Genomic DNA, 26,846 nt, shown 5'->3' on the forward strand with positions numbered 1-26,846 from the left:
GCGCAACTCCTCACCATCGGACGCCGTGGGTGGAATTCGGGCCCGATCGGAGCGCGGCAGGGAGATTCTTGGGGAGTTACAGGCCCGGGCAAGTCGGTAGCCTTGCCCGGTGAACGCCGAACCCGAGCCACCCAGGGCCGACGCCGCGGCCGAGCCCGTCGAGCCCTTGCTCGCGGTCGGCGTGGGCCCGTGGCCGGGCGGACCGGACGCGTGGCCGGACGACCCGCACCTCGATCCCGAGCTGCTCGCCGGCGGCGACGCCCGCAACGTCATCGACCGTTACCGCTATTGGCGGATGGACGCGATCGTCGCCGACCTCGACGAGCACCGCCACCCCTTCCACGTCGCGATCGAGAACTGGCAGCACGACATGAACATCGGGTCGATCGTGCGGAGCGCGAACGCGTTCCTCGCCGACACCGTCCACATCATCGGCCGGCGGCGCTGGAACCGCCGCGGGGCGATGGTCACCGACCGATACCAGCACGTCGTTCACCACGCGGATGTCGCGGCTTTCGCATCATGGGCGGCCGAGGCATCACTCCCCATCGTGGCGGTCGACAACGTCGACGGTTCCGTCGCGGTCGACCGGGCGGACCTGCCGGAGCGCTGCGTCCTGCTGTTCGGACAGGAAGGGCCGGGGCTCAGCGCCGAGGCGCTGGACGCGGCATCCGGAGTCGTCGAGATCACACAGTACGGATCGACCCGCTCGATCAACGCCAGCGCTGCGGCCGCCGTCGTGATGTACGAGTGGTGCCGGCGGTGGGCGCGGGGCTGAGCGCGCCGGCGGTCACGCGCCGGTCGTCATCCAGCGCGTGCCCCGCACCCGCCACCCGAGGGTGGCCAGCCGCGCGAGGAGGTACACGCCGAAGAACGCGACCGCGAGCCACGCGAGGCCGTCCGCCCCACCCGCGCCCACCGCGTCGAGGACGACCAGCACGGGCACGAAGGCGACCAGGGTGAGGCCGCCGGCGAGCGCGAGGTATCTCGCGTCGCCCGCTCCCATCAGCACGCCGTCGAGGACGAACACGACCCCGGCGACGGGCTGGGCCACCGCGAGAACGAGCAGTGCCGGCCGGATGAGGGCGGCGAGCGCGGCATCCCCGGTGAAGATGAGCCCGATCACGCCCGACAGGGCGGCGATGACGGCGCCGACGACCACCCCGAACCACGCACCCCAGGCCACCGTGCGGCGCAGCACCCGCACGACGGTGCGCTCGTCCTCGGCGCCGAGCCCCTTGCCGATCAGCGCCTGCGCCGCGATCGCGAGCGCGTCGAGGGCGAAGGCCGCGGTGGAGAAGATCGTGAACACCACCTGCCACCCGGCCAGCTCGTCGGTGCCGAGACCGGTCGCGATGCCGACCGTCGCCAGCAGGGCCACCCGCAGCGACAGGGTGCGCAGGAACAGCCATCCGCCCGACCGCGCCGATCCGGTCACACCGTCGCGCTGGGGGAGGACGGATGCCGCATGCCGGCGTGCCATCCGGCCGACGACGACCACGTAGGCGGCGACCATCGACCACTGGGCGAGCACGGTGCCGGCCGCCGACCCGGCGATGCCCCAGCCGAGCCCGTAGATGAGGAACCAGTTGAGCAGCGCGTTCGCGGCGAAGCCGAGCCCCGCGATCCACAGCGGGGTGAGCGTGTTCTGCATGCCGCGCAGCAGTCCGGTCGCGGCGAACACGACCAGCATCGCCGGGAGCCCCCACATCGAGATGCGGAGGTACACCTCGGCCTGTTCGGTGACGTCGGGGGCGGCGCCGAACAGCGACACGAGCCATCCGGTCGAGAGCGACCCGACGAGGGCCAGCACCGCGCCCAGCCCCACCGCGAGCCACATGCCGTCGATGCCCACAGAGACGGCGCGTGAGGGGTCTCCGGCGCCGAACCGCCGGGCGACGGCGGGGGTCGTCGAATAGGCGAGGAACACCATCAACCCGACGATCGTCTGCAGCACCGCCGCGGCGATGCCGAGACCCGCGAGCGGCGCCACGCCCAGATGTCCGATGAGGGCGGAATCGACGATGAGGAACGCCGGCTCGGCGATCAGAGCTCCGAGCGCGGGCACCGCGAGCCGCAGGATGTCGCGGTTCAGGGTGTCGGGAGCGCTCACCCTGCGAGCCTACGAGGGCTGCGGCACCCGCTCGCTGCACCGCGGCGCCGCGGGCCGTCGTGTTGGGGGCCGTCACGCGGAAGCGTACGCTTTAGCGCATGACCGACTCCCTCCGATCCGGTCTCGCGCTCGATGACCTGAGCCCCGAGATCCGCCCCCAGGACGACCTCTTCCGCCACGTCAACGGACAGTGGCTGGACCGCACGGAGATCCCCGAGGACAAGGCTCGGTGGGGCTCGTTCCACCTCATCGCCGAGCAGGCCGAGAAAGACGTCCGCGCCATCATCGACGAGTCGCGCGATGCCGAGCCCGGTACCGAGACGAGGAAGATCGGCGACCTCTACGCGAGCTTCCTCGACACCGAGACGATCGACCGCCTCGGCGCGGCACCGCTGGCCGAGAACCTCGCGCTCGTCGATGCGATCGACAGCGTCCCCACGCTGCTGCGCACCGTCGGCCGCCTCGAGCGCGACGGTGTGGGCGGCATGATCGACCTCTACGTCGAGCCCGATCCCGGCAACCCCACACGGTACGTGCCGTTCCTCATCCAGAGCGGCATCAGCATGCCCGACGAGAGCTACTACCGGCTCGAGAGCTTCGAGGCCACCCGCACCGCCTACCGCGCGCACATCGAGAAGATCCTGGCGCTCGCCGGTGTCGAGGGGGCGGCGGATGCCGCCGACCGGATCATGGCGCTCGAGACCGAGCTGGCCTCGCACCACTGGGACAACGTGCGCAGCCGTGACGCGGTCGCCACCTACAACCTGAAGACGTGGGAGGACGTGGTGGAGCTCGTCGGCGTCGATCTGGCGCCGTGGCTCGAGGGCATCGCCGCCGATCACGCCGGCGCCTTCGACGAGGTGGTCGTCTACCAGCCGAGCTTCCTCGAAGGGCTCGGCGCACTGCTGAGCGACGAGCGCCTCGAGGACTGGAAGGCGTGGCTGCGCTTCAAGATCGTGCACGGCGCGGCCGCTTTCCTGTCTGACCCGTTCGTCGAGGAGAACTTCGCGTTCTACGGCACGCAGCTGACGGGCGTCCCCGTCAACCGCGAGCGGTGGAAGCGCGGAGTCAGCCTCGTCGAGGCCGCGATGGGCGAATCGGTCGGCAAGGTGTACGTCGAGCGCCACTTCCCGCCGGCCGCGAAGGAGGCCATGGACGAGCTCGTCGCGAACCTGCTCGAGGCCTACCGGCGCAGCATCCGCTCGCTCGACTGGATGACCCCCGAGACGCGCGATCGTGCCCTCGCCAAGCTGGACACGTTCACCCCCAAGATCGGGTACCCGGTGAAGTGGAAGGACTACTCGGGGCTCGAGATCGACGCCGACGACCTGGTCGGCAACGTCCGCCGCGCGCACGTGCTCGAGCACGACCGCCAGCTCGGCAAGGTGGGGCAGCCGATCGACCGGGACGAGTGGTTCATGACGCCGCAGACCGTCAACGCGTACTACAACCCGCTGATGAACGAGATCGTGTTCCCCGCGGCCATCCTGCAATACCCCTTCTTCGATGCGGAGCGGGATGCCGCGGCCAATTACGGCGGCATCGGCGCGGTCATCGGGCACGAGGTCGGCCACGGGTTCGACGACCAGGGCAGCCGCTTCGACGGCGACGGATCGCTGCGCGACTGGTGGACCGATGCCGACCGCAGCGCGTTCGAGGAGCGTACGGCGTCGCTCATCGCGCAGTACAACACCCTCGTCCCGCGGGGACTGCCGGCGGAGAACACCGTGAACGGCGCCCTGACGATCGGCGAGAACATCGGCGACCTGGGCGGGCTGAGCATCGCCCTGAAGGCCTACGCCCTCTCGCTCGGCGAAGATCCCGACGGCGTACCCACGGGTGCGCCCGAGATCGAGGGATACACCGGCGTGCAGCGTCTGCTGCTGTCGTGGGGTCAGATCTGGCAGCAGAAGGGCCGGGATGCCGAGACCATCCGTCTGCTGACGATCGACCCGCACTCCCCGAACGAGTTCCGCTGCAATCAGATCGTCCGCAACGTCGACGCGTTCTACGACGCGTTCGGCGTCACGGAGACGGATGCGCTCTGGCTCGACAAGGATGAACGCGTCACCATCTGGTGACCCGTTCGTCCTCCCCCTCGCCATCACACCGGAAGGACCCCTGCTCGTGGGTGCGCCCCCTGAGCCCTTCGACACCGCGGCCTCGTCGCCTGCCCAAGGACCACACCTGAGAAGTGCCGACGTGCAGCGGGGGCTGCGGCGAGGCGGCAAACGGCCGATGCGGCGTTCCGCGGACGGTCGCCGTTCCTTCGCTTCGACGCTCGCAGCGCTCGACGGCCTGGCGGTGTCGGGGGCGCGCGTGTCTCTGCGCGTCGACGACCTCGATCGTGGCACCGCGGTGCTGGCGGGCGATGACCACCTGACGCTCCCGGTCGCCGGGCTCGGGGTCGTCCCCCTCCTGGTCGAGGTCGCCGCGCGATTCGAGGCGGGGACGCTGGATGCGCTGGAGATCATCGACCGCGACGCCCTCGACGCGGTGTCGGTCTCCGGAGTGTGGCAGCATCTCAAGGCGCCGGCGCTGCCGATCGTCGACCTCGCGGTGCTCGCCGCGGCGACCGGCGATGCACTGGCCGTCAACGCCCTCCTCGAGCGCGTCGGCTTCGACGCCGTGCGTTCGCGGCTCGGTGCACTCGGGTTCGAGCGCTCTGCGGTGCTCGACCGCTTCCGCGATCACCGCGGTCCTGATGACGCTCCGCACCTCGCGCTCGGCACGGCCCGCGAGTTCTCCGCCCTCTTCGGCGCGCTCGTGAACGCCACCGCGGTCTCGGCCGGCGTGAGTGCGCAGGTGGCGGAGTGGCTCAGCCTGAACCATGACCTCAGTCTCGTGGCATCCGCGACCGGTCTCGATCCCTTCGCGCACGAGAACGACGAGTACGGGCTGCTCTTCATCAACAAGACGGGCCGGGACGCCGGTGTCAGGGCGGAGGCCGGAGTCCTCGCGGGTCCTCGGGCCGGGGTCTCGTACGCCCTGATCGTGTGCTTCGACGACCTGTCGATCGCGCACCGGCTGCGCGCCCACGAGGCCTTCCGGGTGCTGGGCCTGGACCTGATGGAGTACGTGTTCTAGGTCGAGCCGTCGAGAGGCGTGCGGCACCCCGCGGTCCGCGCTATTCGAGCCGGTCGACCAGTTCGAGCCCGCGCCTGGCCCACTCGATCTCGACGTGCGCGCGATCGACCAGGCCTTCGTACGCGAACCGCTTGTAGGCGATCGTGCGTTCGCGGTTCTCGGGGGCGGTGACGGCCAATCGGCGCACGAGCATCGGGTTGTCGGCCGCGTCGATCCGGCGCAACTCCGTCTCCCACTGGTCGAGCTCGGATTCCCACTGTGCGATGTGACCGCGCAGGAAGGCGCGGGCGGCGTCCGGCGTCGTGCTCTCGAGGTACGCGGCGCGGAGGTGCGCGGGGTCGCGCACCCGCTGATAGTCCAGCGATGACCGCATCCATGCGAGGTACGCCTGCTCGCCGGCATCCGTCACGTGATAGACGCGACGCGTCCCGCGCTCACCGCGGGTCTGCTCCTCGCCCTCGACCAGGCCTTCGGTCTCCATCTTGCGGAGCTCGGGGTAGATCTGCGAGTCGGGGGCATGCCAGACGTGTCCGACCGACAGCGAGAACTGCTTCTGCAGGTCGTAGCCCGAGAGCGGGCCGACGCGCAGGAGCGCGAGGAGCGCGTAGCGCAGGCTCATGAAGCTCCTTCGGCGGTCGAAGTCGGGGATCTCGGCGTGGTGTGCCGTGATCGAGATTATCGGGCGGCGAGCGGAGGCCGCGGCCACGCGTCCGCGTCCGCCCGGACCGCGCCGCGGAAAGACCAGGGGGCCCGAGCGTGCGCTCGGACCCCCTGCCATCGTCACCGACGGGTCATGCCGACTGGTACTGCGTGCGCCAGCCACCCTGGTAGGTGGCGCGGGCGACCGTCGAGTACGGGACGGGGCTGACGACGGCGCGCACTTCGGTCTGCTCGTGCGGCTCGACACTGGCCTTCGTGGTGCCCCCGTTCGGCTCGCCCCACACGACCTTGAGCTCGGTGCCCTCGGGTACGTTCGGGTCGACCGTCGCGAGGGAGAGACCACGTCGCTCGTTGGCGCTGTACCCCGTGAACATGGAGTATCCGACGACCGTGCCGTCCTCGTCGATCACCGAGTCGTAGTTCGCCGAGCCGTAGTTCGCGAGCGGGAGGTCGAAGAACTTGTAGCTGGGCCCGTCGACGTTCAGCAGCGATGTCCAGACCTTGCCGAGATCCTCGGCGTCCCACGCGAGCGTGACCTTCTTGCGCTGCGAGGCCGGGTCGACCTTCTCGAGAGCGTCGCGGCCGATGAAGTCGTGATCGAACTTGACGAAGTTGCCGTAGCCGAGCTCCCACGGGGTGAGGTAGTAGTCGGCGATGTCGTCCGAGACGAATGAGCCGGCGAGCGTCCCGGTGGCCTCGTAGCCGTCTGCCGGCAGCCACTCGCGGTACGCCTGCTCCTCGGCCCCCGTGTAGATCGCGGGCAGCGGCGAGGGGATCCAGCCGGACTCGAGCGTGTTCGACGGGTAGGCGCGCGAGCCCACGGGCACGAGCCCGAACTCGGCGCCGGCCTCGACGATGGCCGACCAGATGCGGTCGTGGTCGGCGTACGGGCCCCAGATCTCGAGACCGGGAGCACCCGCCATGCCGTGACGCAGAGTGCGCACCGTCGTACCGTCGATCGTCATCGTCGACATGTTGAAGAACTTCAGCTGTTCGAGCGATCCGCCGTTGAGCTTCTCGATGACCTGCCATGCGCTCGGACCCTGGATCTGGAAGCGGTAGTAGCGGCGCGTGACCTCGTGACCGTACGGACGCGAGGGCGAGCGGCGGTCGATCTCGATGTCGAGGTTCGCGTAGCCACCGGTCTCGCCGTGGAACAGCAGCCAGTTCGACGCGGGCGCGCGGCCGACGTAGGTGTACTCGTCTTCCGCTTCGCGGAACAGGATGCCGTCACCGATGACATGACCGCCCGCGGTGGTCGGAACGTACTGCTTCGCCTTGTCGACCGGGAACACGGCCGTCGAGTTGATCGCCGTGTCGGAGATCAGCTTGATCGCGTCGGAGCCCTTGAGGAACAGGTTGTCCATGTGGTGCGACTGGTCGTAGAGCACCGCGGAATCACGCCACGCCTTCTGCTCCTTGATCCAGTTCTGGAAGTCGGCGGGGACGACCGGGTAGATGTACGAGCCGATCTGCGAATTGCGCAGGAGCTCGACAGGGCTGCCTGCCGCGTCGATGACCTCTTGCAGATTCTTCGGTGCCATGGTGAACCTCTCTGTTCGTGGGCGGATGCCTCGGCCGAGGCATCCATCCGGGTGTTCGCGTGCGCGCCGTCAGGCGAACACGATGGTTTGGTTGCCGTGTCGGATGACGCGGTCTTCGGCGTGCCATTGCACCGCGCGGGAGAGCACGGCGCGTTCCACGTAGGCGCCGCGGGCCTGGAGGTCGGCGGCCGACATGGAGTGATCGACGCGGGCGACGTCCTGCTCGATGATCGGCCCTTCGTCGAGATCTTTCGTGACGTAGTGCGATGTCGCGCCGATCAGCTTCACGCCGCGCTCTTTCGCCTTGCGATACGGCGCCGCGCCGATGAATGCGGGGAGGAACGAGTGGTGGATGTTGATGACCGGTACGGCGACATCATCGAGGAAGTCTTCGGAGATGATCTGCATGTACCGGGCGAGGACCACCATGTCGACGTTGCCGCGGAGGAGTTCGAGGATGCGGCCCTCGGCCTCGGACTTGTCGGGGCCCTGCGAGGGGATGTGGAAGAACGGCACGCCGAAGGAGCGCACGTCCTCGGCGACGTCGGTGTGGTTGGAGATGACCATAGGGATGACGACGCGCAGCTCACCTCTCCGCTGACGCCAGAGCAGCTCGAGCAGGCAGTGGTCCGATTTCGAGGCGAGGATCGCCATGCGCTTGGGCACCGACTGATCGGTCAGGGTCCAGGACATCTCGTACGGCTGCAGCGTCGCCTCGAGGTCGGCCTCGATGTCGGGGAAGTACGACGTCAGGTCGGGGCGGTGGAACACGACACGCTGAAAGAACGCCCCGCCCTCCGGGTTGTCGGAGTACTGGTCGAGCGAGATGATGTTGCCCTTGTTGCGGGTGATCAGCGCGGTGACCGCGGCCACCAGGCCGGCCTTGTCGGGCCCGTGGACGATGAGGCAGGCGTGGTCTTTGAAGGCGTCCGTGTGCACAGTCATGGTTCCACCCTGTCAGGACTGTGCGGCGGTGTAGGCGTCGGCCCATTCCGCCGTGGCCTTGAGTCCTCCGAAGGTGTAGAAGTGCAGCTTCACACCCGCGTCGCCGGGAGCGCCGTCGGCGGGCGACTGGGGGTTGCGCTCGGCCAGCAGCGCCGACAGGTCGGATACGAAGCGGTCGGGCCCCGCCGTTCCCATCAGGTTGGTGAGCGAGAAGCCGTACTTCTTCACGATCATGGCGTTCGCGCCGATGCCGAACCGCCGGGCGAACCCGAGGAGGCGCTTGATGCCGGCCGGGCCGGGGGTGCCGATCCGGATCTGCGTGGCGATGCCGCGGGCCCGCACTTCGTCGATCCACGCGATCACGGGATCGGTGTCGAATGCGAACTGGGTCAGGATGACGGCATCCAGTCCCTGCTCCGTGAGCGCGGCGGACTTGTCTTCGAGGTGGCGCCAGAGCACGTCGCTCTTGATGTCGGGGTGACCCTCGGGGTACCCGGCGATCGAGACCTCGCGCACCCCGTACTTCTGCAGCAGCCCGGTCTGGATGACGCTGAGCGAATCCGGGTACGGGCCCTCGGGCTCGGACGGGTCGCCGCCCACCGAGAACACCTGCTCGGTGGCGCCGACCTCCTGCAGGCGCCCCAGGAACTCCTCGAGCTGATCCTGCGACTGGATGCGGCGCGCCGAGATGTGCGGCACCGGGATGAACCCCAGGTCGCGCACGGCCTTCGACGCGGCGACGCGCATGTCGATGTCCTCATTGCCGAGGAACGTCACGTTGATCTTGGTTCCCGGGGGGATGGCGTGCTTGGCCTCTTCGAGGCCGGGGATGTCCTTGCCGGTCATCTCGAGGGAGAAATCACCGATGAGGTCGAGCGCAGCCTGCCGGTTCGGGGCCGGTGTCGTGTGTGCCACTGATCGAGGTCCTTTCCACTCCCAGTGCGGGGGCGGCGTCGCACCCTGCGTCCCTCACGATACCTATCGACATAGGGAATGTCTATAGGTACATTGCCGGAATGCGGATCGCCCGGTCAGTCCTCACCCGCGACATGATCGTCGGCGTTCACCGACAGTTCGGGTGTCTTCAGCAGCAGTCGGGTCAGCAGATCGTTGAGCTGGTCGACCTCGGCGTCGCTCAGATCGGCCAGCACGATCTGCTGCCCCTCCAGCGAGATCGGCTTCATGCGGTGGTGCATGTCTGCCCCGGCCCGGGTCAGATACAGATGGCGCGACCCGCGTCTGCCATCGGCGGGCACGATCAGCTCGCGGGCGATCAGCGTATTCACGCTCTTGGACACGATCGCCTTGTTCATCGCGACGAACTCGGAGATGTCGGTCGAGGTCGCGCCGGGACGGATCGCGATCGCGGAGATCACGCGCCAGTCGTTCGTACCCAGGTTGAAGGCGGCCCGCAGCAGTCGGGACTCTCTCCACACGAGGGCGTTCGACAGCAGGTGGAGCAGACGGGGCGTGAACCTCTCGGTGTCGATCACGCCGGGGAGCGGCTCGGTCTCGATCTCGACGGAGCCCACGAACACCGGCCCGACAGTGGCATCCGCGTCGCGCGTCACCCCTGCTCCCTCCCCGCGTCGAATCGACCGCGATCCGTGCCGCGAGTCTAATCATCGAGGCGTTCACCCGACTTCCGGCGGCCGACGCGTCGTCTCCGAGTTTATCGATGATCCTGTTTACAGGTAAACCACATCGTGTTACTGTCGCCACATCGAGGTCCGGAGCCCGGACCCGATCGCAGAACGAGAGTCGATGAAGACGCCTTGCGGGGCTGTTCAGCGACGTCCGTGTCATCGATGAGGAGACATGAGATGGGCCAGATGACCCTGCCGACGGATGCGGATCCGCACACCGTCGAAGAGCTCGAAGAGCTGGCGTTCGAGCTGCGCGCCAAGCTGCTGCAGCTCTGCGGCACGTATGAAGGAGCCGTCCACATCGGCGGCGACCTGTCGGCGGCCGACATCTTCACCGCGCTCTACCAATACGGGCTCCGCGTGGACCCGACCGACCTGCGGAACCCCCAGCGGGACCGTTTCGTGCTCAGCAAGGGCCATGCGGCCGTGTGCATGTACATCGCGATGGCGATGCGCGGCTTCTTCTCCTACGAGGGGATCGTCGACACCTACGGCCAGCTCGACAGTGCGTACGGCATGCATCCGTGCAAAGTGCAGCTGCCGGGTGTCGAGTGCTCGACCGGCTCGCTCGGTCACGGACTTCCGTTGGCGGTGGGCATGGCGCTCAGCGCACGCGGTCGAGGTGAGTCGCACCGTGTGGTGTGCCTGCTCGGCGACGGTGAGACCGGCGAGGGGTCGGTCTGGGAGGCCGCGATGGCCGCACGCAGCAACGAGCTCGGCAACCTCGTCGCCTTCGTGGACCGCAACCGTCAGCTGATGACGAGCTTCGCGGAGGAGCGGGTCGTCTTCGAGCCGTATCCCGACAAATGGGCGGCGTTCGGCTGGAACGTCGTCCACATCGACGGCCACGACATGACTCAGCTCGTCGACACGATCGATGCCCTGCCGGCCACCGACAGTGACCGTCCCACCGTGGTGATCTGCGAAACCGTGAAGGGCAAGGGCGTCGACTTCATGGAGCACAACCTCGCATGGCACGCCGGATCGCTCGGCGCCGCCGACCTCGATCGCGCACTGGCCGCGCTCGAGGCATCCCGCACGAAGGAGAGCGTCTGATGCCTGTGACCTTCACGTTCGGCGAGTTCCTGGGTGCCCGGTCCGTCATCGGCACCACGCTCGCCGAGCTCGGCGACGAGTATGCCAACCTGTGGGTGCTGACGCCCGACATCGGGGCGACGCTCGTGGAGTTCCGCGACAAGTTCCCCGAGCGATTCCTCGATGTGGGGCTCGCCGAGCAGGTCTGCGTCGGCATCGCTGCCGGACTCGCCTACGACGGCAACATCCCCGTCGTTTCGGGCATGCTGCCGTTCCTTTCGATGCGGGCGCTGGAACAGGTGCGCTCCGACGTCTGCTACCCGAACCTGCCCGTGAAGATCATCGGCACGCACGGTGGCCTGGTCGGCAACGGCGGCTCGACCCACTACGCGGTCGAGGATCTCGCGCTCATGTGCGCCCTCACCAACATGACCGTCACCTCCATCGGAGACCCGCTCATGGTCGGCGAGATCCTGCGCCAGTCGATGACGATGGAGGGCCCGATCTACATCCGCCTCGCCGTCGGCAAGAAGGACAAGGTGCTCTACGAACCGGGCCAGCACGACATCCGGATCGGGAAGGGCATCATCGCCCGGCAGGGCACGGACGCCACGATCTTCACCCACGGCACCGTGGTCTCCCAAGCGCTGGACGCCGCGGACGAGCTCGCCAAGGACGGTCGCTCGGTACGCGTCGTGGACATGTTCACCCTCAAGCCGATCGACGAGGACCTGATCGCTCAGTGTGCCGCCGAGACCGGCGGACGGTTCGTGATCCTCGAGGACCACCTGGCCTACGGCGGGTTGGCCTCACGTATCGCCGACGTCGTCGCTGACCGAGGCATCCGTCTCACCGCCTTCGAACGTCTCGGCATCCCCCAGGTGTACGCGGGGTTCGGGGACGACGAGGAACTGCGCGACAAGCACGGCTACGGCTTGTCGGCCACGGTCGCGGCCGCCCGTCGCGTGATCGCCGCCGCGGACTGACGGCCGCGCTCCGCGCCACCCCCTTTCGCCGCACTCGATGGAGAGTCATATGAGAACCGTCGCCGTCACCAAGATCGGCAGTCTGCGCGATCCCGACGAGGCCACTCGCGGCCGGATCGGACTGGTGGATCTTCCCCAGCCCGACCTCGGACCCGAGGACGTCCGCATCAGGGTCGCCTACTCCGCCATCTGCGGATCCGACCCCCATCTGGCCGAGGGGTTCTTCGGCACGGATGTGCCCATCGGCCTCGGCCACGAGCTCTCGGGTGTGATCGAAGCCCTCGGCGAGAAGGCGCATCGAAACGGCCTCCAGGTCGGCGACCGCGTGGCGGGCAATTTCCTCCGCTTCTGCGGCACCTGCCGTCCCTGTCAGGAGGGCAGGCAGCAGTTCTGCGAGCACATCCAGGACTACAACCGACCCGGCATGGCCGAGACGATCACGTGGCATGAATCCCAGGTCTACCCTCTGCCCGACAGCGTGTCCCTCCTACACGGATGCCTGCTCGAGCCCACATCGGTGGCTGTGCGCATCGCCGACAAGACGAACATCCGAGTGGGCGACCGTGTCGCGATCTGCGGCGGCGGGCCGATCGGTCAGCTGGCGCTGCAGGTGCTGAAGATGAGCGGGGCGACGTCGCTGACGATGATCGAGCCGATCGCCGAGCGCCGGGAGATGGCCCGCCGGCACGGGGCCGAGCACACGATCGACCCGACCTCCGAAGACCAGTACGCCCGCGCGGACGACATCACCGGGGGGCGAGGCTACGACGTCGTGATCGACGCCTCCGGGTCGCCGCGGGCAGTGCGCGGGCTGCTCGACCTCGCCGCGAAGGGCGCCACGGTGATCTACGGTGCGATGTATCCGCACGACTTCGAGATGCCGCTCAACCTTTCGGACTACCTCTACCTGAAGGAGCTGACGCTCACGGGGGTGTTCGTCTCGCCGTACGCGTTCCCGCGGGCGCTCGACGTGCTGCCCCACCTCGACCTCGACGAACTGACTCAGGCGGTCTTCGACCTCGAGGACGCGGCGGAGGCCTTCGCGGTCCATGTCAGCGGGCGCTATCCCAAAGTCGTCCTGCGGTGCAACGACATCGAGGATCGGGCGGTGGCGTCGTGACCGCCGGCGACGAAGCGGTGACCTCCACCCTCGCTCCGGCGCTGGAGGCGACCGACATCTCCAAGAGCTTCGACGGCGTCCACGCGCTGAAGGGCGTCACGCTCTCGGTGAACCCCGGAGAGATCCACGCTCTGCTCGGTGAGAACGGTGCCGGCAAGTCCACGCTGATCAAGGTCGTCACCGGCCTCTACGTCCCCGACTCGGGGACCATCCGACGGTCCGGCGAAGAGGTGGAGTTCGCCAACGTGCGCGCGGCGCACAAAGCGGGCATCGTGGCGCTCTACCAGGAGCTCTCGATCGTGCCGACGACGTCCGTGGCCGAGAACGTGCTGCTCGGCGAGCAGCTGCCCAGCCGGGCGGGCATCGTCGACACCCGCGCGCTGCGCCGCCGGGCCCGCGAGCAGCTCGAACGCCTCAATCAGAAGATCTCGATGCGCAAACTCGCGGGCGACCTGTCGCCGGTGCAGCAGACGATGGTCGCGGTCGCCCGCGCTCTCGCCACGGATGCCCGCGTCCTCATCCTCGACGAGCCGACGGCTTCGCTCACCGACACGGAGATCCGCGAGGTGTTCGCCGTCCTCCGTTCACTCCGCGACGAGGGGGTGGCCATCGTGTACGTGTCGCACCGGCTGGAGGAGGTCTTCGAGCTGTGCGACCGCCTCACGATCATGCGGAACGGCGAAACGATCACGACCAAGAACGTCGCCGACACGAGCATCAGCGAAGTCATCTCGACGATGGTCGGGCGCAACGCCGACTCGCTCTACCCCGAGCGGGGAGTCATCTCGAAGGAGGTCGCGCTCGTCGTGGACGGTCTGAACGGCCGGCGGGTCACGGACGTCTCCTTCACGGCCCACGTGGGCGAAGTGCTCGGCATCGGGGGACTCGCCGGCTCGGGACGCAGTGAACTGCTGCGCATCCTCGCGGGCGCGCAGCGGTCGAAGACCGGGACGATCACCGTGGGCGGAGTGGATATCCCCCGCCGCTCGGGCGTCGGCCGTGTGCTGGCCGCAGGGGTGGCCCTCGTGCCGGAAGAGCGTCGAAGCCAGGGGGTCCTGCTCGGATCGTCGATCCAGGACAACATCGCCCTCGCGAACATCTCCGCGGTGAGTCGCGGGGGGTGGGTCTCGGGCAGTCGGATCGCACAGATCGCCGAGCGCGGGATGTCCGACCTGCAGATCAAGGCGCGCAGCCCCCGGCAGACCGTCGGCGAGCTCTCCGGAGGCAACCAGCAGAAAGTCGTCCTGGCCAAGATGCTGGCACGCCGACCGAAGGTGCTGCTCATGGACGAGCCCACCCGGGGCATCGATGTCGGAACGAAGGCCGAGATCTATCGGCTGATCCGGGAACTCGCGGCGACGGGCACGACGGTGATCGCCGTGAGCTCCGAGCTTCCGGAACTCATCGGGATGTGCGATCGCATCCTCATCATGCACGAGGGCTCGATCGCGGGCGACGTGCCCGCGGAGGGCGCCGACGACGAACTCCTCCTCTCTTACGCCTACGGAAGGTCCACATCATGACGATCCAGAAGGAGCCGACGCGCACGGGCGCCATCATGGCGCAGCAGTCGCGGACGGTCGGCCGCGTGCTCGTGCAGAGCGGCACGATCGTGGCGCTCATCCTGCTCATCATCTTCTTCTTCGCGATGCGACCCGACACGTTCCTGTCGTTCGTCAACGTCCGCAACATCCTGTATCAGATCTCGATCCTGGCGATCATCGCCGGCGCGCAGACCATCGTGATGGTCGTCGGCGACTTCGACCTCTCGGTGGGAGCGACGTCGAGCCTCGCGGGCTCGGTGACGGCCGCGCTCCTGCTGGGCGAGAACTCGATGGGCGTGTCCGTTCTCGCCGGTCTCGCCGTGGGGCTGCTGGTCGGGCTCGTCAACGGCGTGCTGATCGCCTACCTCCACCTGTCGGCGTTCATCGCGACGTTGGCCACGATGACGTCCGTCATCGGTCTCGCGTATCTCGTCACCGGCGGCACCACGGTGTTCGGCATGCCGGCGGCGTTCAACGAGCTGGGCCAGGGGCGGTTCCTCAATGTCCCGCTGCCCGTCTATTTCGCCGCCGTGATCGCCGTGCTCATCTGGGCGCTGCTGCGGTTCACGACACTGGGCCGACGCCTCCACGCGATCGGCGGCAACGAGGAGGTCGCTCGGCTGTCGGGCGTCAACGTGCGCTGGGCTCGATTGCTCGCCTTCACGATGGCGGGGTTCGTGTCCGCCATCGGCGGCATCCTGCTCGCCGCCCGCCTGGGCAGCGCCGCCGCCGAGCAGGGAGGCGACAACACGCTGTTCTCCGTCGCCGCCGTCTTCCTGGGCATGACGGTCATCCGCTCGGGCGCCGCCAACCTCGGGGGCACGATGATCGGCGTGGCCATCATCGGCGTCATGAGCAACGGTTTGAACATCCTGGGCGTCAACGCCTACATCCAGCAGGTGGTGACCGGGCTCATCATCATCGCCGCCGTCGTCCTGTCCGGCCTCAAGACGCGGGAGCGGTAGCACCTCTCCCACGGGCCCCGCCGCGAGGTATCCCGCGGGGCCGCACATCCCCCACGAAGCGCAAATCACACGAAGGAGTAGATACGTGCGTACAAAGTTCAAGGTGGCAGCCGCGCTGGCGACTGCGGCGGTCCTGGCACTGACAGGATGTTCGGGCTCGAGTTCGGGCGGCGACGCCAGTGGTGGTGGTGGCGGCGACGGGACGTTCAAGGTGATCGCCTTCACGTCCGGCAACCAGACCCCGGTCGGCGCGTGGTGGGTCAAAGCGGTCACCGCGAAAGCGGATGAGCTCGGCTGGGACCTCACGATGATCCAGGGAGACTTCGACTTCCAGAAGATGAACCCGGCGGTGGAGAGTGCGATCGGCCAGGGCGCCGACGTGATCCTGGACGGCTACACGGATGTGTCTTCGATCGGCTCGATCGTGACGGCGGCGAAGGATGCCGAGATTCCGATCTTCTCCATGGATGCCGGCACCGAGGCCACCGACGCCTTCGCCACCAACATCACCACCAACCAGCAGCAGATCGTCGACAAGACGATCGAGGGGATCGACGCGGCGATCGGCGGACTCGACGGCAAGACCGTCATGGTCATCGGACACGACCCGCACGCCGGCATCCGTCTGCGTTCGGCGCTCGCCGTCACGGCGCTCGAGGCTGCCGGCGCAACGGTCGTCGGTGGTGAGCCTCAGCAGGTGACCAACCCGGCCACCGGGCGCACCGAGGCGCTCAACTTCGTGTCGGACTACCTCTCGGCGAACCCCGATGGACTCGACGCGGTGTGGGCCGGCTGGGACGACGCCGCGCTCGGCGCCGCGCAGGGCCTGTCGGAAGCCGGGTCCACGGCGCCCGTCACCGGGGTCGACGCGCTCGCGGAGACCCTCGCGTCGATCGAGGCGGGCGGCAACATGCTCGCGACCGTCGACCAGCCCTGGCCGCAGGTGCTCGACATGCTGATCACCGACGTGGAGGCCTACCAGGCGGACGGCACGATGCCGGCGGAGAACTTCGTCGCGGTCGACGTCACGCTCGTCACGAAGGACAACGCGGCCGACACCACGCCGTCCGACAAGCTCTGACTCCTCACCTCACCCACCGCGGGGGCGGCTGCCGTGGCATCCGCCCCCGCACCCCTGTCGTTTCACCCACCCAGACATTCGAAGAAGAGGAAATCCATGCGTCTCGACGGAAAAGTCGCGCTCATCACCGGCGGAGCGAGCGGTATCGGACTCGCGACCGTGCGCAAGTTCGTGCGCGAGGGCGCTCGAGTCATGATCGCCGACATCAATCTCGAGCAGGCGCAGGCCGCCGCCGACGCGATCTCAGGTGAGGGGTTCGAGGGCACGGTGGCGGCGGTCGGTGTCGACGTGTCCGTCTTCTCCGAGGTCGAGGCCGCCGTCGCCCGGGCCGTAGAGGTCTTCGGCAGGCTCGATGTCATCTTCAACAACGCGGGGATCGCGGGCGGCAAGCCTCTGCTCGATCACGACCCCGAGGTCGACTACGCGCCCATGATCCGCATCGATCAGGATGGCGTGTACTACGGCATCCTCGCCGCCGGCCGCCAGTTCCGAGACCAGGGCACCGGCGGCGTCATCATCAGCACGTCGTCGATCTACGGCGAGCAGGCCGCGGAGCTGTCGTTCACCTACAGTGCGGCGAAAGCCGCCGTCATCTCGTTCACGCGTTCTGCCGCCTACGAGCTGGCGGAGTTCGGCGTCCGTGCCGTCGCGATCACCCCCGGCCGGGTGTCGACCCCGATCATCAATCAGTTCAGCCCGGAGCTGCGCGAGCTGTTCGCCTCCGAGCAGCTGCGGGGCACCATGACCACGCCGGAGGAGATCGCCGACGTCGTGGCCTTCCTCGCCTCCGACGAGTCCAACGTGATCAACGGCACCGTCGTGCACGTCGACGACGGCTACTCGGTCTACAAGCAGCGGCTCGATCTGCCCACCTTCTGATCGCTCGAGAGACGTGGAGACGCTCATGACCGTCGACTCGCAGGTCCGCATGGCTCTCGATGTGGCGTGCCACATCAACGTGTTCGCACGGGATGCCTCCGCCGAACTCCTGCCCGCCGCTCTGGATGCCATCGCGGAAGCCGGGTACTCCCGGGTGGTGCTCCCCCCGCTCGACCCGGCGACCACGGACGCGACCGCACTGGCGCGTCTTCTGAGCGATCGAGGCCTGACGCCGATCACGATCGCAGGCGGGCAATCGGCGGGGGCGGATGTCTCGTCGGCCGACGCCGAGGAGCGCGCGGCCGGTGCGGCGATGCTGCGCTCCGTCGTCGACCTGACCGTCGCACTGGGCGGCGACCAGATGAACGGCGTGCCGTACGGACCTTTCGGCCCCCCCACCGGCCCCACCTCTCCCGCGGCCGTGGAACGCGCCGCCCGCGAGGTCGGGGCGGTCGCCGACGACGCGCACGAGCGCGGGGTCGCCATGACCTTCGAAGTGCTCAACCGCTACGAGACCTCGCTCATGAACACCGCGGCCCAAGCCATGGCGTTCGTCGAGGCGAGTGGCTCCGAGCACCTGCGCATCCACCTCGATACGTTCCACATGGCCATCGAGGAGGCGGACATCTCCGGGGCGATCCGCCTCGCGCTTCCGAAACTCGCCTATCTCGAGCTCGGTCAGTCCGGCCGGGGCGCGCTGAGCGCCGGTGTCGTCGACGTCGCAGACATCGTCCGATGCGCGGTGGATGACGGCTATCGGGGGCGGTGGGGGGTCGAGGCCTTTTCACGCAGCATCCTCTCCGAACCCGTGGCCGACATGCTGGCGATCTGGCGCGAACCGTATGACGATGCCAGAGTGCTGGCGGAGGATGCTCTACAGGTCATCCAGCGAGGCTGGTCCGCGAGCACCGTCGGACGCCGCGCGCAACGACTCTCCCGGAACGCCCCTGCGTGAACCCCCTGAAACAGACGAAGGAGTCATCATGACCACTGTCCTCCCGACCGCCGATGCACTGATCGACGAAGCGGTCTTCTCCGGCAAGATCTTCATCGACGGCGAGTGGGTCGTCGGTGGTGGGGGCGCGATCCCCTCGATCGAACCCGCGACCGGCGAGACGCTCGCGATGGTGGGCATCGCGGACGCCGGCGACGTGGCCCGCGCGGCCGAGGGTGCCGCCCGCGCCCAGAAGGCCTGGGCCGCTCTCCCGCACCCCGCCCGGGCTGCGGTCCTGCGCAAGGCAGGACAGCTCTGGGAGCAGCACGCCGAGGAGATCGGCGGCTGGAACACCCGTGAGGTCGGGGCCATCCCGCCGCTCGCGGGCTTCGCCCTGCACGTCACCGCGGCCGAATGCTACGAGGCATCCGCTCTGCCGTCTGCTCCCCAGGGCTCGATCCTGTCCAGCGAAGAGCCGAGGCTCTCGCTCGCGCAGCAGGTCCCCGTGGGCGTCGTGGGCGTCATCTCGCCGTTCAACGTGCCGCTCATCCTCGGCATCCGCGCCGTCGCCCCGGCGCTCGCGCTCGGCAACGCCGTCCTGCTGAAGCCCGACCCGCGGACGGTCGTCACCGGAGGCGTCTCGATGGTGCGCATCTTCGAGGAGGCCGGTCTGCCGGCAGGGCTGCTGCAGCTGATCCCGGGCGGCGCCGACGTCGGCGAGGCGATGGTCGCCGACCCGCGCGTTCGCGTGATCGCCTTCACGGGCTCGACCAAGGCCGGCCGCGCCGTCGGTGAGATCGCGGGTCGCCACCTCACGCGCGCCCACCTCGAACTGGGTGGCAACTCGGCCTACGTCATCCGCGCGGACGCCGACGTCGACAAGGCCGTGAACCTCGCGACCTGGGGTTCCTTCCTCCACCAGGGCCAGATCTGCATGACGGTCGGGCGGCACATCGTGCACGAGTCGGTGTTCGAGGAGTACGTCACGAAGCTCGCCGCCAAGGCCGACTCGATGCACGTCGGCGATCCGGCAGCCGGTCAGGTGCATCTCGGCCCGCTCATCGACGAGGTGCAGCGCGACCGGGTGCACACGCTGGTGCAGGATGCTGTGGCCCAGGGCGCGCAGCTCCGCGCCGGCGGCACCTACGAGGCACTCTTCTACCGGCCGACCGTGCTGGCCCACACGCCGAGGGACGCCGCCGCCTACTGCGACGAGGTCTTCGGGCCCGTGGCATCCGTCGTGTCGTTCTCGACCGACGACGAGGCCGTCGCGCTCGCCTCGGAGACCGACTACGGGCTGTCGCTCGGCATCGTCACAGCGGATGTCTTCGCAGGGCTGGAGATGGCGCAGCGCATCCCGACGGGCATCGTGCACATCAACGACCAGACGGTGAACGATGAGGCGAACTCGCCGTTCGGCGGTGTCGGGTCGTCGGGCACGGGTTCACGCCACGGCGGAGCCCAGGCCAACATCGACGCCTTCACCGAGACGCGCTGGATCACGATGCGACGCGAGCCCGGGCAGTACCCGCTGTGACCGCCCAGGACACCCCGCGCACCTGCCATCGATGAGGAGAGCACCATGAAGATCACCGCCGCCGTCGCCGAAGAGATCGGCGCGCCCCTTTCGATCGAGACCGTCGACCTGGACGAACCCGGCCCCGGCGAGGTGCGCGTGCGCCTCGTCGCGACCGGTGTCTGCCACACGGACGCCATCACCCGCGACGGGCACCTGCCCCTCCCGCTCCCCGGAGTCCTCGGGCACGAGGGTGCGGGCGTCGTCGACGCGGTCGGCGACGGTGTCACATCGGTCGAGGAGGGCGACCATGTCGTGATGGGCTGGCCGTTCTGCGGAGAATGCCGCAACTGTCTGCGGGGCGAGCCCCGCTACTGCGACCAGCTCGGCCCCGCGGTGGCCGCGGGGGTGCGCTTCACCGGCCCCCTCGCGGGGACGGGGGCGTATCACCGCGCCGACGGGTCGCACATTTCGGGTCACTTCTTCGGACAGTCGTCGTTCGCGACGTACTCGATCGCGCTGGCGTCCTCGCTGGTCCGCGTGGACCGCGATCTGCCTCTGGAGCTGCTGGGCCCGCTGGCATGCGGAATCTCCACCGGGGCGGGCGCGGTCTTGAACACCGCACGGCCCGAGCCGGGCGAGAGCATCGTGGTCTTCGGGGCGGGCGCCGTCGGGCTCGCCGCCGTCATGGCGGCCCGCAACACGCCCGCGACGACCATCGTCGCGATCGATCTCAACGAGTCCCGCCTCGATCTCGCACGGCGATACGGGGCCACGCACACCGTCCTGGCGACGGCCGATGACGTGGCGGACTCCGTGCGGGAGGCCTGCGGGGGCGATCCCGACTACGTCATCGAGTGCACCGGCGTGATCTCCGTCGTCGAGCAGGCTGTGGACCTCATCGGGATGCTCGGCACCTGCATCCTGGTCGGAGGGGCTCCCGCCGGCGCGAGCTTCGAGGTGGCGCATCAGCCCGCGCTCTGGGGCACGCGCATCGTCGGGACGCTCGGCGGCAGCGGGACGAGCGCCCGGCTCATCCCCGCGCTCATCGCCCTCCACACGCAGGGACGCTTCCCGTTCGACGAGCTCGTGCGCTTCTACGAGCTCGCCGACGTCGAGCAGGCGATGGCCGACAGTGCGTCGGGTGAGGTGATCAAGCCCATCCTGCGCATCTCACCGGTCTGACGCCGACGCGGTCGGTTCACCCGACGTGCGCGATCGGGGCGTCGGCGTCGGGCAGGAGCTCTTCCTTCGTGCCGCGGATCATGAAGAACGCGACCACCGAGCCGGCCGCCATGACGATCGCCGCGGCCAGGAACGTCGCGGAGTAGCCGGCAGTGAATGCGGCCAGCTGCGAGGGACCGTCCGTGACGGTCCTCGACGAGACCGCGGCGGCGTAGAACGCGGTGAAGATCGACAGGCCGATCGATCCGCCGATCTGCATCGCCGAGTTGGCCGTGGCGGATGCCGCACCGGCATCGTGCGGGGCGACCCGGGCGAGCGCGAGGTTCTGCATGGGGATGAACAGGTTCGCCATCCCGAGGCCGAGGATCACGAGACCGGGCAGCACCTCGACGAAGTAGTTCCCGTCGGGCGTGATGCGACTGAGGTAGAGCAGGCCGGCCGCCGCGATCAGCGGCCCGGCGATCATCATCGGACGCGGACCGATGACGGGGAGCAGACGCGTCAGGACGGGGGCGCACACCATGATGACCACGGTCATCGGCAGCGAGGCGAGGCCCGCGATGAGCGGGGTGAAGCCGAGGACGATCTGAAGATGGAACGCCAGGTAGACGGTGCCGCCGATCATGGCGCTGCCCGAGATCGCCTGGAGCAGGAACGCACCGCCGCGGACGCGGTCGGTCACGACGCGCAGGGGCAGCAGCGGCTGCGCGACCCTCGACTCGATGAAGACGAAGGCGGCGAGCAGCAGGACGCCCAGGACGAGGAACCCGATGGTGTCCCATCGGGCCCACCCGAACTCGGCGAGGCTGAATCCGTAGACCAGCGAGCCGAGGCCGAGGGTGACCGTGAGCGCCCCGCCGATGTCGTACCGGTTGTCGCCCTCGGCCTTCGATTCCCGGAGGAACAGGAATCCGCCGACCACCCCGACGAGCACGAAGAACACGTTGACGAGCAGGCACCAGCGCCAGTCGGCGAACTCGGTGAGGACGCCGCCGAGCAGAAGGCCCACGGCGGCCCCGGTGCCGGCCACGGTCCCGAACACGGCGAACGCGGTGTTGCGCTCCTTACCGCCGGGGAACGACACCGTCAGGAGTGCGAGCGCCGCGGGGGCGAGCAGTGCGGCGAACGCACCCTGGAGGCCGCGGGCCGCGATGAGCTCGGTCGAGTTCTGGGCGAGACCGCCGAACACGGACGCGGCCCCGAACCCCAGCATCCCGACCATGTACGTGCGCTTGCGACCCCAGTAGTCGGCGACCCGGCCGCCGAGCAGCAGAAGGGCACCGAACGCGAGCGCGTACGCGGTGACGACCCACTGGCGCTGACCGTCGGAGAGACCCAGGTCGATCTGCGCCTGCGGAAGCGCGATGTTGACGATGGTTCCGTCGAGGACCACGACCAGCTGAGCGAGTGCGAGGACGATGAGGGCACCCCAGCGGTGCGGAGCGACGCGGCCACCGCCGTTCGCGGCGGATACGCGGGGGAGGGGGATGGTGCCAGTGGACATAGAAGAAACCTCCGGGGCTTCATTGGAAGGGGTGCCGGAGGTTTCGAGCCTCGGACCGTGCTCGCTCACGCGGCACAGCCTTCTCCCGCCGGATCGCAGCGGGACAGGCTCTCAGTTTAGCAAACAGCTCGTGGGGGGCGGTTCGCAGGCGGCGGGGCTAAGCCTCGATGCCGTCGAAGAAGGCGCGCACGTCCTCGGCGAAGAACGCAGGCTCCTCCCACGGGCCGAAGTGACCGCCGCGCGGGGCGAGGGTGAACCGCCGCACGTCGAAGAACCGGTCGGCGTACGCGCGGGGCGGGACCGCGATGTCATGGGGGAACAGCGTGAATCCCGCGGGGGTGGTCGCGCGCAGCGCGGGATCGGGCGGAGTCAGCGCCGATTCGCGGTAGTAGCGCGCGGACGACGCGGAGGTGCGGGTGAACCAGTACAGCGACACGTCGTCGAGGATCTCGTCCGGCGTGAAGCGCCTCCAGACATCGCCGTCGCCGTCGCTCCACGCCCGGAACTTCTCGAGGAACCACGCCGCGAGCGCGACCGGCGAATCGGTGAGACCGTAGCCGAGCGTCTGCGGCTTGGTGCGCTGCAGGGCGGCGTAGGCGCCCTCGTCGGCGAACCAGCTGGTCATGCCGGCGAGGAAGGCGCGCTCGTCGTCGCTCGTCTCCGAGGGATCGAGCGTGTAGCGGTGCCATGCGGGCACGTCGCCCAGGTGCAGACCGATGACACGATCCGGATGACGCTGCGCGATGACCTCGGCGATCGTGCTGCCGAGGTCGCCCCCGTGCACGCCGAACCGTGTGTGACCGAGCTGGTCCATCACCCCGGCGAACAGGTCGCCGACCCGGGCCGGGCCGGTCGGCCCGTTGCGGAGCCGGTCGGAGAACCCGAAGCCGGGGATGCTCGGCACGACGATGTCGAAGCGATCGGCCAGGAGCGGCATCGCCTTCATGAACCTCCAGAACCCGTCGGGCCACCCGTGGACGAGCATCAGGGGGGTGGCGCCGGGAGTGCCGCCGCGGACGACGTGGATGCGCTGCCCGTCCACCTCGACGATGCGCTGGTCGAGCGCATTCCACCGCTCCTGGGTGGCGGTCCAGCTGTACCCCTCGGTCCAGTGGTCCATGAGTGGGCGGAGAACCGACGAGGGCGTGCCCCACCCCCAGTCGTCGACCTCCGCCGCGGCATCGTCCGGCCATCGCGTGCGGGCGATCCGCGTCCTCAGATCGTCGACGTCGCTGCGGGGGATGTCGATCGCGAACGGTGTCATGCCGTCACGCTAGCGCCGGAGCCTTCCACCGGGGCCGCCGCTCACCGCTCGAGCACGAAGCGGTCGCGGCCGACGAACAGCCCGGTCACCACCTGGCCGGCGAGCACGAGGCCCACGAGCACGAGCGAAGCGAGCCAGCCGCCGCTGACCGTCACGAGGGCGCCGAAGGCGATCGGGCCCACGGCGGCGATCAGGTAGCCGCCGGACTGCGCCATGCCCGACAGGGCGCTCGCCGACTGGTGGGTGCGTGCGCGCAGGCTGAACAGGCTCAGAGACATCCCCAGCGCGGCTCCGCAGCCGACGCCGCAGATGACCGCCCAGAGGAGGAAGAGCTCGGGCAGGGCGATCAGGCCGAGGATGCCGACGAGCGTGAGCGCGGGGATCGCGGCGGCGGCGAATCGACCGAAGCTCCCGCGCAGCAGCAGCGGGACGATGAGCGAGCCACCGAAGCAGAACAGCTGGTAGATCATCACGTCGAGCCCGGCCACCACTTCGGAGCGCCCGAGCGATTGCGCGATCGGAGCGAACCAGGTGACGAGCATGTAGAACGTCATCGACTGGAGCCCCATGTACAGCAGCACCTGCCACGCGAGCGGGTCGCGCCAGATGCCGCTGGCCGCCCGACGCTCGAGCGGCTTCTGATGCCGAGGCTGCGATCGCAGCGACGCGATCCACGCCACGACGGCGAAAGGGAGCAGCGCGCCCGTCCACAGCAGGGCCGCACGCCAGCCGAGTGTCGACCCGCCGGCCTCGATGTGCGAGATCGGGACGACGACCCCCGACGCCACCGCGCCCATGCCCGACAGGCACGCGGTGAAGGCGGCGGTCATGGAGGGCACGCGATCGGCGAAGTCCCGCTTGATGACCGCCGGCATCAGCACGTTCACGACCGCGATCGAGGCTCCGATCAGCGCGGTGCCGAGCCACAGGTTCGCGACGAGACCCGGGAGCGACCGCCAGACCGTACCGGCACCGAGCAGCAGCAGCGAGAACATCACGGTGCGCGACATCCCGAACCGCGCGCTCAGGACGTGTGCGAGCGGCGAGACGACCGCGAAGGCGATCAGCGGCACCGCAGCGAGGGCGCCGAGCGCCGCCTCGGTCGTGCCGAGGTCGTCCGAGATCTGGGCGAGCAGCGGCCCGATCCCCGTGATCGTCGGCCGGAGGTTGAGCGCGATGAGCAGCACCGCGGCCAGCAGAAGCAGGCGCGACGACCTGGTGGTCGTCGCGCCTGCGTCGTCGAGGGGCGAGTCTGCGATCAGTGCGCCTGCGCGGCGAGGGCCGCGACGTCGATGTGGGCGATCGAGCGCGTGTCCTGGAACGCCCGCACGCCCTCGATGCCCTGCTCGCGGCCCATGCCGGAATGCTTCATGCCGCCGAACGGCGCACGCAGGTCGAGCCGCGTGGCGCCGTGGTCGTTGACCCAGACGTAACCGCACACGAGCTGGCTGCCCACGCGGTTCGCCGAGTCGACATCGGCGGTCCAGACCGACCCGCAGAGTCCGCCCCAGCTGTCGTTGGCCGCAGCGATCGCCTCGTCCTCGGAGTCGAACCCGATGATCGGGATGACCGGCCCGAACTGCTCCTGCGTGACGACGCGGAGCGAGGGGTCGGGGTTGACCACGATCGCGGGACGCAGGAAGTTGCCGCCCGCCAGCTCGCCACCGGGCAGCTGACCGAATTCGCGGACGTCGGCTCCGGCATCCTTCGCCTCTTCGATGATCTCGGCGACGAACGCCTTCTGCACCGGCGAGTGCAAGGGGCCCATCGTGGTGCCCTCATCGAGGCCGTACCCGATGACCGCCTTGTCGAGGCGGGCCGAGAGACCCGCGACCAGCTCGTCGAGGCGCGAGTTGTGCACGTACAGGCGCTTGGCGTTCATGCAGATCTGACCGGTCGTGTCGAACACGGCGGCGTAGATCCGGTCGAGGTGGGTGTCATCGAGGATGGCGTCCTCCAGGAAGATCGCCGCGTCGTTTCCGCCGAGCTCGAGGGTCACTCGGGTGAGCGACTTCGAGGCCATCTCCATGATGCGCTTGCCGCCGTTCACCGACCCCGTGAAGCAGACCTTCGCGATGTCATCGCTCGAGATCAGCGCCGCCATGTCGGCGTCCTTGCCGGTGACGACGTTCAGCACACCGGCGGGGAGCTTCTCAGCGATGCGCTGCACGACGCGCGTGGTGGCCAGCGGTGCCGAGGGCGGCGGCTTGACGATCGCCGTGTTGCCCGCGAGCAGAGCGTGGGGGAGCGCGGCCCCGAGGATCGCGATCGGCCAGTTGAACGGCACGATGACGGTGACGACGCCGAGTGCCTGGTACGAGATCGTCGTCTCGACCGGGATGCCGGGCACCACGGGGAGGACCTTGCCGGAATCGACTTCCTCGGCGAGCGAGAGCGCGAGGCTCCAGCGGATCTCGAACACGAGTGCGTCGATCCAGCTCTCGAATCGGATCTTGCCGTTCTCCTGGGAGAGGATCGCGGCGTCCTCGTCGCGGTCGTCGGCGATCCCGGCGATCGCGTCGGCCATGATGGCGGCGCGCTCGGTGGCGCTCAGCGCCGACCACGCGGGGAACGCCCCCTTCGCGGCCGCGATGGCATCGTCGACGTCAGCGGTGCTGGCGGCGGCGGCGCGACCGACGATGACGCCGGCCTTGGCCGGGTCGGCGATGTCGAGCGTCGCGTCGGTGTGACGCTCCTCGCCGCCGATGTACAGGCCGGTTCGTACTTCCGTGCTCACAGTGTCACTCATGTGTCACACCTCTCTGTGCGATGTTTCTCGGGTGGATGGTGGTGTTGCGAAGGCCGGGGGGCCGGGGGATCGTGCTCATTCCATCATCG

At 68.9% G+C, this 26,846-nt stretch carries 23 protein-coding genes; 13 read left to right on the top strand and 10 right to left on the bottom strand.

Features of this window, described 5'->3' with window-relative positions; all coding sequences use genetic code 11:
- The first annotated feature begins 109 nt into the window (after positions 1–109).
- Entirely contained in the window at positions 110–778 is a 669-nt protein-coding gene (locus ACFM35_RS13450; protein ID WP_378842833.1) for a TrmH family RNA methyltransferase, read from the top strand.
- Between the two features lie 12 nt (positions 779–790).
- On the opposite strand, the gene ACFM35_RS13455 is transcribed toward ACFM35_RS13450, so the two are convergent.
- Entirely contained in the window at positions 791–2,113 is a 1,323-nt protein-coding gene (locus ACFM35_RS13455) for an MATE family efflux transporter (RefSeq protein ID WP_378842834.1), read from the bottom strand.
- Positions 2,114–2,211: 98 nt separating this feature from the next.
- Between ACFM35_RS13455 and ACFM35_RS13460 the strand changes: the two genes are divergently transcribed.
- Together ACFM35_RS13460 and ACFM35_RS13465 are read left to right on the top strand one after the other, a co-directional pair.
- Positions 2,212–4,194, top strand: coding sequence for a M13 family metallopeptidase (locus tag ACFM35_RS13460; RefSeq protein WP_378842836.1), 1,983 nt, complete (start codon positions 2,212–2,214; stop codon positions 4,192–4,194).
- A gap of 46 nt (positions 4,195–4,240) precedes the next feature.
- A complete protein-coding gene (locus ACFM35_RS13465) occupies positions 4,241–5,200 on the top strand; it encodes a serine hydrolase (RefSeq protein ID WP_378842838.1) in 960 nt (319 codons plus the stop codon).
- A 40-nt stretch (positions 5,201–5,240) separates the two neighbouring features.
- Here the strand turns inward: ACFM35_RS13465 and ACFM35_RS13470 are convergent, their stop codons facing one another.
- From ACFM35_RS13470 to ACFM35_RS13490, 5 genes are all read right to left on the bottom strand, one after another.
- A complete protein-coding gene (locus tag ACFM35_RS13470) occupies positions 5,241–5,819 on the bottom strand; it encodes a PadR family transcriptional regulator (RefSeq protein ID WP_378842840.1) in 579 nt (192 codons plus the stop codon).
- 172 nt (positions 5,820–5,991) lie between these two features.
- On the bottom strand, positions 5,992–7,404 hold the full coding sequence (gene ligM / locus ACFM35_RS13475; protein WP_378842842.1) for a vanillate/3-O-methylgallate O-demethylase: 1,413 nt from the start codon (positions 7,402–7,404) through the stop codon (positions 5,992–5,994).
- A gap of 69 nt (positions 7,405–7,473) precedes the next feature.
- A complete protein-coding gene (gene purU, locus ACFM35_RS13480; protein ID WP_378842844.1) occupies positions 7,474–8,349 on the bottom strand; it encodes a formyltetrahydrofolate deformylase in 876 nt (291 codons plus the stop codon).
- A gap of 12 nt (positions 8,350–8,361) precedes the next feature.
- On the bottom strand, positions 8,362–9,195 hold the full coding sequence (locus tag ACFM35_RS13485; protein ID WP_378843047.1) for a methylenetetrahydrofolate reductase: 834 nt from the start codon (positions 9,193–9,195) through the stop codon (positions 8,362–8,364).
- 185 nt (positions 9,196–9,380) lie between these two features.
- Positions 9,381–9,920: a MarR family winged helix-turn-helix transcriptional regulator gene (locus tag ACFM35_RS13490; RefSeq protein ID WP_378842846.1), complete on the bottom strand. Its 540-nt coding sequence runs from the start codon at positions 9,918–9,920 to the stop codon at positions 9,381–9,383.
- A gap of 252 nt (positions 9,921–10,172) precedes the next feature.
- Between ACFM35_RS13490 and ACFM35_RS13495 the strand changes: the two genes are divergently transcribed.
- From ACFM35_RS13495 to ACFM35_RS13540, 10 genes are all read left to right on the top strand, one after another.
- Complete coding sequence (locus ACFM35_RS13495; protein WP_378842848.1) at positions 10,173–11,051, top strand: transketolase; 879 nt, start codon at positions 10,173–10,175, stop codon at positions 11,049–11,051.
- A complete protein-coding gene (locus ACFM35_RS13500; protein ID WP_378842850.1) occupies positions 11,051–12,016 on the top strand; it encodes a transketolase family protein in 966 nt (321 codons plus the stop codon). The genes ACFM35_RS13495 and ACFM35_RS13500 overlap by 1 nt, the downstream gene beginning before the upstream one ends.
- Positions 12,017–12,065: 49 nt before the next feature.
- Complete coding sequence (locus tag ACFM35_RS13505) at positions 12,066–13,136, top strand: zinc-dependent alcohol dehydrogenase (protein ID WP_378842852.1); 1,071 nt, start codon at positions 12,066–12,068, stop codon at positions 13,134–13,136.
- Positions 13,133–14,659: a sugar ABC transporter ATP-binding protein gene (locus ACFM35_RS13510; RefSeq protein ID WP_378842854.1), complete on the top strand. Its 1,527-nt coding sequence runs from the start codon at positions 13,133–13,135 to the stop codon at positions 14,657–14,659. Before ACFM35_RS13505 ends, ACFM35_RS13510 begins: the two co-directional genes overlap by 4 nt.
- The gene (locus ACFM35_RS13515; RefSeq protein ID WP_378842856.1) at positions 14,656–15,645 is read left to right on the top strand and encodes an ABC transporter permease; all 990 of its coding nucleotides are present in this window, start codon (positions 14,656–14,658) and stop codon (positions 15,643–15,645) included. The genes ACFM35_RS13510 and ACFM35_RS13515 overlap by 4 nt, the downstream gene beginning before the upstream one ends.
- A gap of 85 nt (positions 15,646–15,730) precedes the next feature.
- Positions 15,731–16,726 (top strand): sugar ABC transporter substrate-binding protein, encoded by a 996-nt coding sequence (locus ACFM35_RS13520; protein ID WP_378842858.1) that lies wholly within the window; start codon positions 15,731–15,733, stop codon positions 16,724–16,726.
- Positions 16,727–16,822: 96 nt separating this feature from the next.
- On the top strand, positions 16,823–17,605 hold the full coding sequence (locus ACFM35_RS13525) for an SDR family NAD(P)-dependent oxidoreductase (protein WP_378842860.1): 783 nt from the start codon (positions 16,823–16,825) through the stop codon (positions 17,603–17,605).
- A 25-nt stretch (positions 17,606–17,630) separates the two neighbouring features.
- Entirely contained in the window at positions 17,631–18,560 is a 930-nt protein-coding gene (locus tag ACFM35_RS13530; RefSeq protein WP_378842862.1) for a sugar phosphate isomerase/epimerase family protein, read from the top strand.
- Positions 18,561–18,588: 28 nt separating this feature from the next.
- On the top strand, positions 18,589–20,076 hold the full coding sequence (locus ACFM35_RS13535; protein ID WP_378842864.1) for an aldehyde dehydrogenase family protein: 1,488 nt from the start codon (positions 18,589–18,591) through the stop codon (positions 20,074–20,076).
- 45 nt (positions 20,077–20,121) lie between these two features.
- Positions 20,122–21,240, top strand: coding sequence for an NAD(P)-dependent alcohol dehydrogenase (locus ACFM35_RS13540; protein WP_378842866.1), 1,119 nt, complete (start codon positions 20,122–20,124; stop codon positions 21,238–21,240).
- A gap of 16 nt (positions 21,241–21,256) precedes the next feature.
- On the opposite strand, the gene ACFM35_RS13545 is transcribed toward ACFM35_RS13540, so the two are convergent.
- The 4 genes from ACFM35_RS13545 to ACFM35_RS13560 form a co-directional block, all read right to left on the bottom strand.
- Positions 21,257–22,744, bottom strand: coding sequence for an MFS transporter (locus ACFM35_RS13545; RefSeq protein WP_378842868.1), 1,488 nt, complete (start codon positions 22,742–22,744; stop codon positions 21,257–21,259).
- A gap of 157 nt (positions 22,745–22,901) precedes the next feature.
- Positions 22,902–24,008 (bottom strand): epoxide hydrolase family protein, encoded by a 1,107-nt coding sequence (locus ACFM35_RS13550; RefSeq protein ID WP_378842870.1) that lies wholly within the window; start codon positions 24,006–24,008, stop codon positions 22,902–22,904.
- Between the two features lie 41 nt (positions 24,009–24,049).
- A complete protein-coding gene (locus ACFM35_RS13555; protein ID WP_378842872.1) occupies positions 24,050–25,195 on the bottom strand; it encodes an MFS transporter in 1,146 nt (381 codons plus the stop codon).
- Positions 25,196–25,266: 71 nt separating this feature from the next.
- Positions 25,267–26,757 (bottom strand): aldehyde dehydrogenase family protein, encoded by a 1,491-nt coding sequence (locus tag ACFM35_RS13560; protein WP_378842874.1) that lies wholly within the window; start codon positions 26,755–26,757, stop codon positions 25,267–25,269.
- Positions 26,758–26,846 lie beyond the last annotated feature (89 nt).

This window comes from Microbacterium songi, from assembly GCF_042747925.1.
Classification (GTDB): Bacteria; Actinomycetota; Actinomycetes; order Actinomycetales; family Microbacteriaceae; genus Microbacterium.

Coding starts and splice junctions, on each gene's coding strand:
- ACFM35_RS13460 (WP_378842836.1), top strand. CDS start 2,212: ATGACCGACTCCCTCCGATCCGGTCTCGCGCTCGATGACCTGAGCCCC.
- ACFM35_RS13470 (WP_378842840.1), bottom strand. CDS start 5,819: ATGAGCCTGCGCTACGCGCTCCTCGCGCTCCTGCGCGTCGGCCCGCTC.
- ligM (WP_378842842.1), bottom strand. CDS start 7,404: ATGGCACCGAAGAATCTGCAAGAGGTCATCGACGCGGCAGGCAGCCCT.
- purU (WP_378842844.1), bottom strand. CDS start 8,349: ATGACTGTGCACACGGACGCCTTCAAAGACCACGCCTGCCTCATCGTC.
- ACFM35_RS13485 (WP_378843047.1), bottom strand. CDS start 9,195: ATGACCGGCAAGGACATCCCCGGCCTCGAAGAGGCCAAGCACGCCATC.
- ACFM35_RS13495 (WP_378842848.1), top strand. CDS start 10,173: ATGGGCCAGATGACCCTGCCGACGGATGCGGATCCGCACACCGTCGAA.
- ACFM35_RS13500 (WP_378842850.1), top strand. CDS start 11,051: ATGCCTGTGACCTTCACGTTCGGCGAGTTCCTGGGTGCCCGGTCCGTC.
- ACFM35_RS13505 (WP_378842852.1), top strand. CDS start 12,066: ATGAGAACCGTCGCCGTCACCAAGATCGGCAGTCTGCGCGATCCCGAC.
- ACFM35_RS13515 (WP_378842856.1), top strand. CDS start 14,656: ATGACGATCCAGAAGGAGCCGACGCGCACGGGCGCCATCATGGCGCAG.
- ACFM35_RS13525 (WP_378842860.1), top strand. CDS start 16,823: ATGCGTCTCGACGGAAAAGTCGCGCTCATCACCGGCGGAGCGAGCGGT.
- ACFM35_RS13530 (WP_378842862.1), top strand. CDS start 17,631: ATGACCGTCGACTCGCAGGTCCGCATGGCTCTCGATGTGGCGTGCCAC.
- ACFM35_RS13535 (WP_378842864.1), top strand. CDS start 18,589: ATGACCACTGTCCTCCCGACCGCCGATGCACTGATCGACGAAGCGGTC.
- ACFM35_RS13540 (WP_378842866.1), top strand. CDS start 20,122: ATGAAGATCACCGCCGCCGTCGCCGAAGAGATCGGCGCGCCCCTTTCG.
- ACFM35_RS13545 (WP_378842868.1), bottom strand. CDS start 22,744: ATGTCCACTGGCACCATCCCCCTCCCCCGCGTATCCGCCGCGAACGGC.
- ACFM35_RS13550 (WP_378842870.1), bottom strand. CDS start 24,008: ATGACACCGTTCGCGATCGACATCCCCCGCAGCGACGTCGACGATCTG.
- ACFM35_RS13560 (WP_378842874.1), bottom strand. CDS start 26,757: ATGAGTGACACTGTGAGCACGGAAGTACGAACCGGCCTGTACATCGGC.